Here is a 14,056-nt window from a genome sequence, read left to right as displayed (position 1 = left end):
CATGTATATGCCGAAAAATTTTAAAAAAGAACTTTCATGGAATGGATAAATTGTCCAAGTGTTTTTTTATTGTTGAAATTATATTAAAATACCAATTATTAATATCAAATTAAACGATGATTACAACTGAAGAATCAACTTTTTACAAAAGAAAAAGCCAACGAAAAAAATTCGTTGGCTTTTTTTAATATTATTATCTAGCTAATTTTTTAAACACTTTTTGGAATGCTTCGACTGTTTTTGCAATATGTTCTTCGGTATGTGCAGTTGAGAAGAATACACATTCGAATTGGGATGGCGGAAGGAAAATTCCCTCTTCAGCCATTAAAGCATAATAATCTGCAAACAGTTGTAAATCAGCAGTTTTCGCTGTTTCAAAGTTGATAACATGTTCATTTGTTAAGAAGTAACCAATCATTGAGCCTACACGATTTACAGTGTGAGGAATGTGATAAGTTTCAGCTGCTTCTCGGAATCCAGCTTCTAATTGGTCACCTAATTTTTTAAAGTACTCATATGATTCTGGTGTTACATGTTTTAACGTTTCAAGACCAGCAGTCATAGCTAATGGGTTACCTGAAAGTGTACCAGCTTGATAGATTGGACCTGCAGGAGCAACGTTTTCCATAATTTTACGAGAACCACCAAAAGCACCTACTGGAAGTCCCCCACCGATTACTTTACCTAAGCAAGTAAGGTCAGGTGAAACTCCAAGGTATCCTTGTGCACAATTAAATCCAACGCGGAAACCTGTCATTACTTCATCAAAGATTAATAATGAACCAGCTTTTGTTGTAATATCGCGTAAACCTTCTAAGAAGCCAGGTAGAGGAGGAACACATCCCATATTACCGGCAACTGGTTCTACAATGATTGCGGCAATTTCTTCACCGTATTTTTCGAATGCTTGTTTAACAGATTCTAAGTCATTATACGCAACTGTCAAAGTATTTTGAGCGATTCCCATTGGAACCCCTGGGCTATCTGGTAAACCAAGAGTTGCAACACCTGAACCAGCTTTGATCAATAATGAATCACCATGACCATGATAAGAACCTTCGAATTTTAAGATTTTATCACGTCCAGTGAAGCCACGAGCTACACGAATCGCACTCATAGTTGCTTCTGTACCTGAAGAAACCATACGTACCATTTCTACTGATGGTACACGTTTAATTACTTCTTTAGCTAACTCATTTTCGATAACTGAAGATGCACCGAAGCTTGTACCTGTTTCAGCAACACGTTGAATCGCTGCTACAACATCAGGATGAGTATGGCCGATGATTAGTGGACCCCATGATAATACATAGTCAATATAGTCATTACCATCTACGTCGGTAATGATTGCACCATGACCTTTTTCCATCACGATTGGATCCATATTTACTGCATTAAATGCACGTACTGGGCTGTTAACGCCACCGGGCATTAAGTTAATTGCTTCAGCAAATGCTGCTTTTGATTTTTCATGTGAACGAGTCATTGATTATTTCTCCTCCATCCAGCGAACTGCATCTTTCGCATGGTAAGTAATGATTAAGTCCGCACCTGCGCGTTTCATGCCTGTCAAAGTTTCTAGAACGATTTGTTTTTCATCTACCCAGCCATTAAGTGCTGCAGCTTTAACCATAGCATATTCACCACTTACGTTGTATGCAACGACAGGTAAGTCATAATTGTTACGAACATCACGAACGATATCTAAATATGATAATGCTGGTTTTACGATTAAGAAATCTGCGCCTTCTTCAACATCACTAGTAGCTTCACGCATTGCTTCATAACGATTTGATGGGTCCATTTGATATGTTTTACGGTCACCGAATTTTGGTGCACCATCAGCAGCATCACGGAATGGACCATAGTATGCAGATGCATATTTTACAGCATATGACATGATTGGAACATCTTCAAACCCAGCTTCATCTAGGCCTTTGCGAATTGCTGCAACAAATCCATCCATCATATTAGAAGGTGCAATAATATCTGCGCCTGCTTGTGCTTGTGAGACAGCTGTTTTTGCAAGAATATCTAGAGAAGGATCATTTAAGATTTTTTCGTCTTCTGATACAACTCCGCAGTGACCATGTGAAGTGAATTCACATAAGCAAGTATCTGCGACTACAACGATATCTGGGTAGTTCTTTTTGACGAATCGTGTAGCTTCTTGTACGATACCGTGATCATGGAAAGCTTGTGTGCCAACTTCATCTTTTTCAGCTGGAAGACCAAAAAGAATAACAGATGGAATACCTAGAGATACGACTTCATCCATTTCTTCGCCTAAACGATCTAAAGAAAATTGATATACACCTGGCATTGAATTCACTGGATTCTTAATATTTTCGCCATCGATTACGAAAATTGGATAGATGAAATCTTCTTTGTGTAAGTATGTCTCTTTTACCATTGCACGCATTGTTGCAGATTGGCGTAAACGTCTATGTCTTTTAAAGTTTAAGTCTGTCATGATTAAAGTTCCTTTCCATTAGCCAATTCGTCAATAATGGCCATCATTGTATACTTTTCTGGTTTTACATCTACCGTTGCTCCAACATTTTGCAATGCTGTTTCTGTCACATGACCGATTGCAGCAATTTTGAAACCATTCCAACCAATATCGGCTGCTATATGCTTTGCAAAAACTTCTACTACAGAAGGACTTGCAAAGATCACAGTAACGTTTTTAGATTGCTCAATCAGATTTTTCAAAGCAGAAACATGGTCTGTTGTTTGAATTGTTTCATAAACAGTCCATTCTTCTACCGGAAACGGTAATCCTTCCTTTATAGTAGCCTTTGCTAAACTTCCTTTCAAGAATAGACAATTTTTTAATTGCCCCACGTAATTTGGAAATTCCTTAACAAAAACATCTGCACTATATGTAGAAGGCATAAAATCGATTGTAAAACCTAGTTTTTCCATTGCTTGTGCTGTCTTCTCGCCAACTACGGCAATTTTCGCTACACAGTCCTCTTTCGTCTGTTTGTAACGTTCTAACTTATTTGAAAATGCCTGTACCGCGTTTTGACTCGTAAAAATCAGCCATTCACTATTCAAAGCATGTTGAAGCATCGTTACATCCTCTGATGCTTCAATTTCATGAACAGTAATAAGCGGTAAGTAATGTACTTTACCGCCTAAAGCTGTTATTCGAGAAGATATTGAATGTGTCATGTTTGTGCCAGTCAGAACAATTTGTTGTTCTTGTAATGGCAAATTATTTGGCATCTTGCTCAGCCTTTACTTTTTGAATTAATTCAAAAGCACCTTGTTCTGTTAACCTTTTAGCAACCTCTACACCAGCTTCAGTAGCTTTTGTTGAAACGATTGATTCTCTATAGAATACAGAAGCATCAGGAGCCGCAACTAATCCTTTAAAATCTACTTGACCTTCATTATAGCGTGCAAAACCAGCAATTGGTACCTGACAGCCACCATCCATAGCTGCTAAAAATGCACGTTCAGCTTGAGCTTCTTCCCAAGTCGCTTTATCTGTCAATTTAGCAAGTTCTGCTAATAATTCTTCATCATCACCACGGCATTCAATACCAAGTGAGCCTTGCCCAACTGCTGGCATACAAACATCCGTAGATAAATATTCCGTAACAACTTCATCATTCCAGCCTAAACGTTTTAAGCCTGCAGCTGCTAAAATGATCGCATCGTATTCATCTGTTTCAAGTTTTGATAAACGGGTATCAACATTGCCGCGAATCCATTTGATTTCTAAGTCAGGGCGTGCAAGTAATAATTGTGCACTACGACGTAAACTACTAGTACCTACAACAGCTCCTTTAGGAAGGTCTGCAAATTTTACATGGCCTTTTGAAATAAATGCATCACGTGGATCTTCACGTTTTGGAATACAACCGATTACAAGTCCTTCTGGAAGTACGGCAGGCATATCCTTCATACTGTGAACAGCAAAATCGATCTCTTTATCGAATAATTCTTGCTCGATTTCTTTTACAAATAAACCTTTACCGCCTACTTTTGATAACTGAACATCAAGGATTTTATCACCTTTTGTGACAATTTCCTTCACCTCGAATTCAAATGGTACACCCGCTTTTTTTAATTGGTCGATGAACCAGTTTGTTTGAGTCAAAGCAAGCTTACTTCTTCTAGAACCTACAATAATTTTACGCACTTACAATCCAACCTTTCTGTTAATACCAAAAGTGAAAACTTGATAAACGACTTCCTAAGAAGAAGTTGATAATAACAATCAAGAACGCATAAATATGTGTCCAAGCATACATTGTTGTATGAAGTTTTCCTTTTCGATTTCCATATATAATTAAGCAATAGATTAATAACGATATAAATGAACCAATAATCTTCACGTCGAAAATTGTAAAATTTTCCAATGAGACGTAAGCCCATTGTAAACCTAATATTAAACTAATTAATAAGAATGGAATACCTGCTAATAATGCACCAGACATACCTTTTTGAGCTTGCTCTAAAGAAGGTAATCTCGTCCATTGCTTTGTCCATTTCTTTTTCTTAAGTACATTATAAAGGATTAAATATAATGTGGAGAAAACAAATGACAAAGAAAATGCAACATATGACAATATTGCGAACGTCACATGAATAAAAAGTAACTCAGATACCAGAGTATGTCCTACTGGCGACTGAGCAATTTGATTTGGTGCAAACGTATGAATCGACATAAATATAAAACCGATTACATTTAAAAAGAAAACCGGTAAATCGACACGATACAAACAATGCAATAATATGGAAATTGTAACCAAGAGCCATGCGTAGAAATAAATCCCTTCAAATAAAGATAATATTGGGAATCGATGTGTTTCTATAATATATAACCCTAAAAAAACGGACTGCAAAATCCATACAATCGATACAAGCCAAAATGCAATTCGATGCGCCTTAGCATCTTTATTGAGATAATCTATAAAATAAAAGACAAGACTGATCGCATATAAGACGACCATTGCTTCATGTAGCCTTGTCATCGTCAAATCAGTCATAACAAACTCCTTTGTCGTGTTATACATAAGATGAAAAAAGCGCCTTCGCACCTATTAGTTTACCACATAGACACGAAAACGCCTTCAGAAAAATTCTTTAATATGACAATTTAGCATCAGTTGTTTGTACTTCTAATGCTGATTTTTGCATGCGTTCTTTTTGGTGAAGTTGTTGTTTTCGAGCTTCTTCTTCTACTTCTTCTTCAATTCCAAAAATTTGTTGGAATAACGCTAACTGCTCTTTTGATTTTTGAGAACCAGCCATTTCCTTTGCTTGCAAAATAGGTTCTTTTAACAATTGGTTAATAATCGATTTCGTATGCTTATTCAATACCTTTTTCTCACGTTCTGTTAAATCAGGCATTTTATTTTCAATACTTTGCATGGTTTCTGCTTGGATTCGAGCAGCTTTTTGACGAAGTGCTGAAATAACAGGAACAACTCCTAAAGTACCCATCCAATCTTTGAATTCATCGACTTCAGTACCAATCATAGATGTGATTTGTTCGGCTGCACGTTGGCGTTCTGCTAGATTTGCTTCTACAATACCGTGTAAATCGTCGATATCATATAAGAAAACATTTTGAAGATCGCCGATACGTGGATCCAAGTCACGTGGAACAGCAATATCAACCATAAATATTGGTTTTCCTTTACGTAAAGTATCAACATGTTTCATAAGTTCATAATCGATTACATAATCTGTAGCACCAGTTGAACTTATTAAAATATCTGCTTCTAGTAGTACACATTGAAGCTCTTGCATAGATTTTGCTGTACCATTAAATTTCTCAGCAAGAGTTTCTGCTTTTGAGAATGTACGGTTAATAACAGTTACTTTAGAAACACCGCTACCATATAGATTTTCAGCCGCAAGTTCACCCATTTTACCAGCGCCTAAAATAGCTACATGTTTATTTGATAATGAGCCAAAGATTTTCTTTGCAAGTTCTACAGCTGCGTAAGAAACCGAAACGGCATTTTCACCAATAGCTGTTTCTCCGTGTGCACGTTTTGCAAATGTGATTGCTTGTTTGAATAATTTATTATAAACAGTACCTGTAACACCGATTTCTTGAGCTTTTAAAAAGCTGCCTTTAACTTGTCCCAAAATTTGTGTTTCGCCTAATACCATTGAGTCGATCCCAGATGAAACTTTAAATAAATGCATCATTGAACTATCTTCTTCACTAATATAAAGATGTGGTTCAAAAGTATTCACTGGAACTTGAAACCAATTTGATAAGAATTGTTTAATATAATAACGTCCTGTATGCAGTTGATCGACTACAGCATATATTTCAGTACGGTTACAAGTTGAGACAATTACATTTTCTAGTATGCTTTTTTGACTTTCTAATGCTCTCATCGCATCGAGAAGTTCTTCTTCGTTAAATGAGAATTTCTCACGAATTTCGACGGGCGCTGTTTTATAATTCAAGCCTACTACGATGGTATGCATGAAATTATACACCTCTCACGTTCTAATTAACGATTCTTATTATAACATAAATTATAAATAATCCTGCTTCAATTTTGTGAACAGGCTATGACATAAAAATCGACATTTTTCTTTAGAATTATTATAATCTATATTTTATCAAAACATACACTGAATCACAATAATGTTGCTCTATTATTAAATTTTCTGAACATTATTGTAAAAATTCTTGTATAAATGCTGACATGATTATCCAAAGCATCTTTCCAGTTTTCTATTGGGTATGCTTAATATTAGAGTCTATCAAATTTTTTGTTGATTTAAATAAACTATAAAACCTGTAGAACATTTCAATTCTACAGGTTATGTAATCTACTACATTCTTTTTTCAATTTCCGCCCATGCTTGTTCCATACCCATTCCCTTTTCAGATGAGAATAAAATAAGTGGGTCATCCGGATCCATGTCTAAACCCTCTTCGACCATTTTTATATGTTTGGCATAATTCCCTTTTTTAATTTTATCTGCTTTTGTAGCAATAACAATTGTTGGAATATTGTAATGCTTTAAGAAATCATACATCATACAGTCATCGTCAGTTGGTTCGTGACGAATATCGATAATTTGAACAACTGCCTTTAACTCTGCTCTTCCAGTTAAATACTGCTCGATCATTTTGCCCCAAGCTTCACGTTCAGTTTTAGAAACTTTTGCATAACCATAACCTGGTACATCTACAAAAAATAATTGCTCTTCAATTTTATAGAAGTTTAGTGTTTGGGTTTTCCCTGGTTTTGAAGATATACGAGCCATACTTTTTCGGCCAATCATTCGATTGATAAAAGAAGATTTACCAACATTAGAACGACCTGCAAGAGCGAACTCTGGCAGACCGTCCTCTGGATATTGAGCTGGTCGAACAGCACTGATTACCATCTCTACATTATTGACTTTCATAAAATCCCTCCGTCTAACGCTATATTCAATACTTCATCTGCGTTTGACACGAGCTTAAATGTGAGCCCTTTCCGAACACTTTCTGGAATATCATCAATATCACGTTCATTGTCTTTCGGTAAAATTATTGTTGTTAACCCTGCACGATGAGCTCCAAGTGATTTTTCTTTTAATCCACCAATCGGTAATACTCGTCCTCGCAAAGTAACTTCCCCTGTCATACCTACTTCACGACGAATTGGTCGTTTTGTTATGGCAGAAGTGATTGCAGTAACCATTGTAACACCAGCAGAAGGACCATCTTTTGGTACAGCTCCTTCTGGTACATGGATATGAATATCGTGTTTATCAAAGAAATCATCTTCAATACCCAATTCATCTGATTTGGATCGTACATAAGATAATGCCGTTTGTGCAGATTCCTTCATGACATCACCCAATTTACCTGTTAATTGAATCTTTCCTTTACCTGGAGTAAGTGAAACTTCAATTTGTAGTGTATCTCCACCAACAACAGTATAGGCTAGACCTGTCGCAACACCAATTTGATTTTCCTTTTCTGCTTGTCCATGATGGAATCGATGTTTTCCTAATAGGTCTTCTAAATTTTTTGAAGTGATAACAACACGTTTTTTGTCGCCTGAGACAATTTGTTTTGCTGATTTGCGACATAGTGAAGCAACTTGACGTTCTAAATTACGAACCCCCGCTTCACGTGTATAAAAACGAATTAAATCAAGTACTGCATCATCACGAATTTGTAGTTGTGATTTTGTTAATCCATTTTCTTTCATTTGCTTTGGTATTAAATGATTTTTTACGATTTCTTGTTTTTCTACCTCTGTATAACCGGCAATCGAAATAATCTCCATACGATCACGTAATGGCCCTGGAATTGTACTTAAATCATTCGCAGTTGCTATGAACATCACATTCGATAGGTCATATGGTTCTTCGATATAGTGATCACTAAATGTACTATTTTGGTTAGGATCTAATACTTCTAACATTGCTGCAGATGGATCCCCACGGAAGTCATTCGACATTTTATCAATTTCATCTAATAAGAAAACAGGATTAATAGTACCTGCTTTTTTCATACCTTGAATGATTCTACCTGGCATTGCACCGACATATGTTCTTCGATGACCACGAATTTCGGACTCATCTCGAACACCACCAAGTGAGATTCGAACAAAATTGCGATTTAAAGATTCAGCAATCGATTTTGCTAATGAAGTTTTCCCTACTCCTGGAGGACCAGCAAGGCAAAGGATTGGCCCTCGAAGTGAATTGGTTAATTGTTGGACAGAAAGGTATTCTAAAATACGTTCTTTTACTTCTTCTAAACCTTCATGATCTCGATTTAAAATCTTCTCTGCAACATTGATATCTCGACGGTCTTTAGTAGCTTTTTTCCACGGAAGTGCAATTAACCAATCTAAATAGTTACGAATAACTCCGCTTTCAGCAGAAGCAGTTGGTATTTTGTCATAACGACCTAATTCTTTTAATGCAACATTCATCGTTTCTTCTGGCATTTTGGAAGCTTCGATTCGTTTTCTTAACTCTTCAACTTCTGCTTGCTTCCCTTCACGGTCTCCAAGTTCTTCTTGGATTGCTTTCATTTGTTCACGCAAGTAAAATTCTTTTTGCGTTTTCTCCATTGCACGTTTAACTTTGGTATTAATCTTCTGTTCAAGATTTAGCACCTCTTGTTCATCATGCAAACGTTGAATTAAAATATTGATTCTTTCTTTAATGTCAATTGTACGCAGAATTTCTTGTTTTGCTTGCATTTTCAATGGTAAATAGGATGCAATTGTGTCAGCAAAACGACCAGGTTCTTCTATATCCGCTACGGTTTCATAAGATTCGTTCGAAATTTTACTAGAAGCTTTTGAATATTTTTCAAAAAAGGATAATAATGTACGCATCAATGCTTCTGTCTCAATATCGACTTCATTCGAATCCACTAAATTTTCTAGATCCACCGAAATATAATCATCATGATCTATAATTTTCTTTACTCTTGCTCGGTTAAGACCTTCTACGAGCACTCGTAATGTACCATTTGGTAATTTTAACATTTGTTTTACATAAGCGACAGTACCCACTTCATATAAATCATCTTGTTCCGGATTTTCAACACTCATGACCTTTTGAGTTACAAGAAATATCAAATTATCATCCGCCATCGCTTTTTCCAATGCTTCTATAGAGCGTTCACGACCTACATCAATATGTAATAATATCGTTGGATAAACGAGTAACCCTCTAAGTGGTAAAAGCGGTATGTCCTTCGTTCTAGTTACTTCTGCCATACGGGTGAACACCTCCGAGTGATTGTGTAAATTTCATATTATTAATTATCTTAGGAGTATATTTCAATACGCTATAAGTATGTTTCCGAAAACACTTTTAATGCACAGTAATTTAGTTAAAAAAAGCTGGCGACCGAGAAAGTGCTGATTGGCACTTAATCGAAGCCAGCTATTCAATCAGATCTTATGCAGACGTTTTTTCGCTATCTGGATCTAGCTCAGTGCCATCTTTTAAAAGAAGTTTTGGTCGAGCTTTATCTGTAATAGTTTCTTTCGTAATAATACATTTTGCGATATCATCACGAGAAGGTAATTCGAACATTACATCCAACATAATATTTTCAATAATTGAACGTAAGCCACGAGCACCCGTTTTACGTTCAATCGCTTCTTTTGCGATCTCATATAATGCGTCTTTTTCAAATTCAAGCTCTACATTATCAAGTTCTAACATCTTTTGATATTGCTTAGATAGTGCATTCTTAGGTTCTGTTAAAATCTGAACAAGTGCATCTTCATCTAGCTGCTCTAAACTTGCCAATACAGGTAAACGACCGATAAATTCTGGGATTAAACCGAATTTAAGTAAGTCTTCTGGAATCAGATGTTTCATCAAATCTTTATCATTTGCATTTTGTTTTTTAACATCAGAACCAAAACCGATTACTTTTTCACCCATACGACGTTTGATAATTGATTCAATTCCATCAAAAGCTCCACCTACAATGAAAAGAATATTTGTCGTATCAATTTGTATGAACTCTTGATGAGGGTGTTTACGACCACCTTGAGGAGGAACACTTGCTGTTGTACCTTCTAAGATTTTCAATAATGCTTGTTGAACACCTTCACCAGACACATCACGTGTAATTGATGGGTTTTCAGATTTACGTGCAACTTTATCTATTTCATCGATATAGATAATTCCTTTTTCAGCTCGTTCAATATCATAATCAGCGGATTGAATTAGTTTAAGAAGAATATTTTCAACATCTTCTCCTACATAACCAGCTTCTGTTAAAGAAGTCGCGTCAGCAATCGCAAATGGTACGTTGATAATACGCGCTAAAGTTTGAGCTAATAATGTTTTACCACTACCAGTTGGCCCGATTAACACGATATTAGATTTTGATAACTCTACGTCATCTACTTTACTGTTAGAATTAATACGTTTGTAGTGATTGTAGACTGCTACAGATAACGCTTTTTTTGCACGTTCTTGTCCGATGACATAATCATCCAAAATGTCTAGTATTTCTTTTGGCTTTGGTATGTCCTTTAGCTCAACTTCTTCTTCAGTACCAAGTTCTTCAACAACAATTTCAGAACATAGATCGATACATTCATCACAAATATATACGCCTGGTCCTGCAACTAGTTTACGGACTTGTTCTTGTGGTTTACCACAGAATGAGCATTTTAAATTGCCTTTTTCATCATTAAATTTGAACAATTATTTCACCCCTATTCAAGCAACAATGTTACAAGATTCTATATATATTATCAAATATTATGATTCCTTGTCACACATTACTCATAAATATGTATTATTCTAAATTTTCATTTATATGTTAGAAAAACAAGGTACGGATTTAAAACCCGTACCTTGTTCAGGTTTACTAAAATTGAACTGTATTATTCAGTTACTTTAGCGTTTTCAACTAATAATTCAACTGTTTTGCGAATTTTCACATCATGTTCAAGTACAGATGTGCCACCAAGAACTGATTTGATTTGCTCTACATCCATTTTGAATTGTTCAGACATTTTTTCTAATTCAGCGTTGATATCTTCTTCAGTTACTTCAACTTTTTCAGCTTCAGCAATTGCTTCAAGAACTAAAGATACGCGTACGCGGCTTTCAGCATCAGCTTTCATTTGTGAACGAAGAGCTGCTTCATCTTGACCTGAGAATTGGTAGTAAAGGTCAAGGTTCATACCTTGCATTTGTAAGCTTTGATCGTATTCTTGTAACATACGGTTGATTTCTGTTTCAACCATTGCTTCTGGAATATCAATTGTTGCGTTTTCAGCAGCTTTTTCAACTAAGTCGTCGCGTAAAGCTGTTTCTGCAGCACTTTCTTTTTCAGTAGCAGTTTTTTCTTTAAGTTTAGTGCGAAGTTCAACTAAAGTTTCAACTTCTGAATCGATTTCTGAAGCGAAATCATCATCTAATTCTGGAAGTTCTTTTGCTTTTACTTCTTTTACAGTTACTTTGAAAGAAGCTTCTTTACCAGCTAATTCAGCAGCATGGTATTCTTCAGGGAATGTTACAACAACATCTTTAGATTCACCAGCTTTTACGCCTACTAATTGTTCTTCGAATCCTGGGATGAATGAACCTGAACCGATTTCAAGTGAATAGTTTTCGCCTTTTCCACCTTCGAATGCTACGCCATCTTGGAAGCCTTCGAAATCGATAACAGCAGTGTTGCCTTCTTCTACAGTGCCTTCTTCTTTTACAACTAATTCAGCAAGACGAGTTTGTTGGTCTTTTAATTGTTGTTCAATTTCTTCGTCAGATACTGAAGTTTCTTGTTTAGTTACTTCTAAACCTTTGTAATCACCAAGAGTTACTTCTGGTTTTACAGTTACTTTTGCAGTAAATTTGAAGTCTTTGTTTTTACCTAGGTCTTCCATTTCGAAATCGATTTCTGGTTGATCAACTGGATCGATACCAGTTTCATCGATTGCTAAAGGATAGTTTTCGTTTACTAAAAATTCTAAAGCATCTTGGTATAATGATTCTACACCAAATTTCTTTTCGAACATTGGACGAGGCATTTTACCTTTACGGAAGCCTGGTACATTAATTTGTTTTACCACTTTTTGGAAAGCTTTATCTAAAGCTTCGTTTACTTTTTCAGCAGGCACTTCTACTGTTAATAATCCAGTGTTACCTTCTTGTTTTTCCCATTTTGCTGACATTTATAATACCTCCAAGATTAATTTCAAATGTTGGACTTTTCATTCGTTAATACGACTTTCACAACTGTTTTAGTATATCATAGATAGCTATAGTTTCAACTGATTTCACACATCAAACAGCTCTGACTGCTCTTCAAGCAGGTTTAATAAGTCCATTAAATCGTAATCTGTTTCTTTAATTTCGCCAAACATAGCATGTACAAAATCTATATACCCATCTACTATCTCTTCTGAGTGATAATCAAACCATTCAAAAGGATAAGTCACGAATATATGTCTCGCAATGAGATATTGAACCATTTCTAAAGAAGATGGCTCCTTTTCCAAGGCACTTCCAACAAGTTTTAAAACTTGCTTTGCGACTGGCATCTCATCAGGAAATTGTAACTGTGATGGATTTACAATACGCAATTCATCAAACTTTTTTACTTTCACTTCAAGATCAACCTCTTGCTGTACAAGTAAGTATAATGCAAAACTTTGTATCATTGGATGAGCACGTGGGTCTTCAATAATAGCGGCCACAAGTTCTTTCAACGGACGAATATTCACTTCACGAAATGCTTGCAATTGCTGCATTTGTTGTAAAGTCGTTTGAGAAAAAAATGGGTCTGCTTCAAATTGTTCGCATGCTTTTTCAATCTCTACTATGTCCGACGGTTCTTCATCTTGCGTATCAGCAATCATTGCATTCAAGTTTTTGATACGAATAAATTTATCTTGCGACTCTGGTGGTATGACATCTTCTTCAAGCAAGGATTCAATTAATACCTCTACTTGCTTGAACTCCTTCAATTCCATCAACACCGTTAAATAAAGTTCCATGGTTTCTATGTATAACTGTGGACCAATGGCTAGCAATTTCTCGCAAATAAGTTTAGCTTCTTGAAAATTACGTGTTTCATACAAAGAGAAGGCATAAATACTCAATAGACTTTCGTCACCTTCTGTATATTGCAATGCCTCACGTAACGAAACGACAGCTTTATCATATTGATAATTTTCAGCATATCGCTGTCCTTCTGCAATAAGCCTTTCTATTGTTCCAGGGAACACAATAACATTTTGATGTTTTTGAAGTTTATCTCTTTTTCTTCGCAATTGTGTTCACTCTCCCTAGTATCATCATAGCATATTTTTATTTAGAGCTAAAACAATTTCATACGACAAAATAGATTGTTTTTATTTTCTATAAAATTGATAGCCTTCTTCATTATGGATAAAAACACTTATAGTTATGCTATTAAATTTTGGTCTTATTTTGGACTTCAAATCTATTATCTGCGTCTACCTGCTAAATACTTAACGAAATTTAACTTACCAAAACTTTAAAGTGTTTAAATACAATTATTAATAGTATTAGTATTAGTATTAATTTGCATCTGCATGATGTGGAATTA

11 protein-coding genes are annotated in these 14,056 nt (G+C 35.6%); all 11 read right to left on the bottom strand.

The window, feature by feature from the left end; genetic code table 11:
• Positions 1-193 precede the first annotated feature (193 nt).
• Positions 194-1,486 (bottom strand): glutamate-1-semialdehyde 2,1-aminomutase, encoded by a 1,293-nt coding sequence (gene hemL, locus ABE048_RS09445; protein WP_430310886.1) that lies wholly within the window; start codon positions 1,484-1,486, stop codon positions 194-196.
• A 3-nt stretch (positions 1,487-1,489) separates the two neighbouring features.
• Positions 1,490-2,473 carry a porphobilinogen synthase gene (gene hemB / locus ABE048_RS09440; protein ID WP_430310884.1) on the bottom strand — a complete coding sequence of 328 codons (984 nt, stop codon included), beginning with the start codon at positions 2,471-2,473 and terminating at the stop codon, positions 1,490-1,492.
• Positions 2,474-2,475: 2 nt separating this feature from the next.
• Positions 2,476-3,234 (bottom strand): uroporphyrinogen-III synthase, encoded by a 759-nt coding sequence (locus ABE048_RS09435; RefSeq protein ID WP_430310883.1) that lies wholly within the window; start codon positions 3,232-3,234, stop codon positions 2,476-2,478.
• Positions 3,224-4,156: a hydroxymethylbilane synthase gene (gene hemC, locus ABE048_RS09430; RefSeq protein ID WP_430310881.1), complete on the bottom strand. Its 933-nt coding sequence runs from the start codon at positions 4,154-4,156 to the stop codon at positions 3,224-3,226. Before hemC ends, ABE048_RS09435 begins: the two co-directional genes overlap by 11 nt.
• Positions 4,157-4,175: 19 nt before the next feature.
• Positions 4,176-5,006, bottom strand: a complete 831-nt coding sequence (gene ccsA / locus ABE048_RS09425; RefSeq protein ID WP_430310879.1) for a cytochrome c biogenesis protein CcsA — start codon at positions 5,004-5,006, stop codon at positions 4,176-4,178.
• 97 nt (positions 5,007-5,103) lie between these two features.
• Positions 5,104-6,468 carry a glutamyl-tRNA reductase gene (hemA, locus tag ABE048_RS09420; RefSeq protein WP_430310877.1) on the bottom strand — a complete coding sequence of 455 codons (1,365 nt, stop codon included), beginning with the start codon at positions 6,466-6,468 and terminating at the stop codon, positions 5,104-5,106.
• 354 nt (positions 6,469-6,822) lie between these two features.
• The gene (gene yihA, locus ABE048_RS09415; RefSeq protein ID WP_430310875.1) at positions 6,823-7,404 is read right to left on the bottom strand and encodes a ribosome biogenesis GTP-binding protein YihA/YsxC; all 582 of its coding nucleotides are present in this window, start codon (positions 7,402-7,404) and stop codon (positions 6,823-6,825) included.
• Positions 7,401-9,728, bottom strand: a complete 2,328-nt coding sequence (gene lon / locus ABE048_RS09410) for an endopeptidase La (RefSeq protein WP_430310873.1) — start codon at positions 9,726-9,728, stop codon at positions 7,401-7,403. The genes yihA and lon overlap by 4 nt, the downstream gene beginning before the upstream one ends.
• A gap of 184 nt (positions 9,729-9,912) precedes the next feature.
• Positions 9,913-11,181, bottom strand: a complete 1,269-nt coding sequence (gene clpX / locus ABE048_RS09405; RefSeq protein ID WP_430310871.1) for an ATP-dependent protease ATP-binding subunit ClpX — start codon at positions 11,179-11,181, stop codon at positions 9,913-9,915.
• Positions 11,182-11,363: 182 nt separating this feature from the next.
• Positions 11,364-12,656 carry a trigger factor gene (gene tig / locus ABE048_RS09400; RefSeq protein ID WP_430310869.1) on the bottom strand — a complete coding sequence of 431 codons (1,293 nt, stop codon included), beginning with the start codon at positions 12,654-12,656 and terminating at the stop codon, positions 11,364-11,366.
• Between the two features lie 105 nt (positions 12,657-12,761).
• On the bottom strand, positions 12,762-13,757 hold the full coding sequence (locus ABE048_RS09395; RefSeq protein ID WP_430310867.1) for a hypothetical protein: 996 nt from the start codon (positions 13,755-13,757) through the stop codon (positions 12,762-12,764).
• Between the last annotated feature and the right edge of the window lie 299 nt (positions 13,758-14,056).

This window comes from Rummeliibacillus pycnus, from assembly GCF_050459865.1.
GTDB classification, from domain to species: domain Bacteria; phylum Bacillota; class Bacilli; order Bacillales_A; family Planococcaceae; genus Rummeliibacillus; species Rummeliibacillus pycnus_B.
The sequence above is the reverse complement of the archived record's forward strand: the minus strand, read 5'-3'. Positions and strand labels throughout refer to the sequence as shown.

Coding starts and splice junctions, on each gene's coding strand:
- hemL (WP_430310886.1), bottom strand. CDS start 1,486: ATGACTCGTTCACATGAAAAATCAAAAGCAGCATTTGCTGAAGCAATT.
- ccsA (WP_430310879.1), bottom strand. CDS start 5,006: ATGACTGATTTGACGATGACAAGGCTACATGAAGCAATGGTCGTCTTA.
- yihA (WP_430310875.1), bottom strand. CDS start 7,404: ATGAAAGTCAATAATGTAGAGATGGTAATCAGTGCTGTTCGACCAGCT.
- tig (WP_430310869.1), bottom strand. CDS start 12,656: ATGTCAGCAAAATGGGAAAAACAAGAAGGTAACACTGGATTATTAACA.
- lon (WP_430310873.1), bottom strand. CDS start 9,728: ATGGCAGAAGTAACTAGAACGAAGGACATACCGCTTTTACCACTTAGA.
- ABE048_RS09435 (WP_430310883.1), bottom strand. CDS start 3,234: ATGCCAAATAATTTGCCATTACAAGAACAACAAATTGTTCTGACTGGC.
- hemB (WP_430310884.1), bottom strand. CDS start 2,473: ATGACAGACTTAAACTTTAAAAGACATAGACGTTTACGCCAATCTGCA.
- hemA (WP_430310877.1), bottom strand. CDS start 6,468: ATGCATACCATCGTAGTAGGCTTGAATTATAAAACAGCGCCCGTCGAA.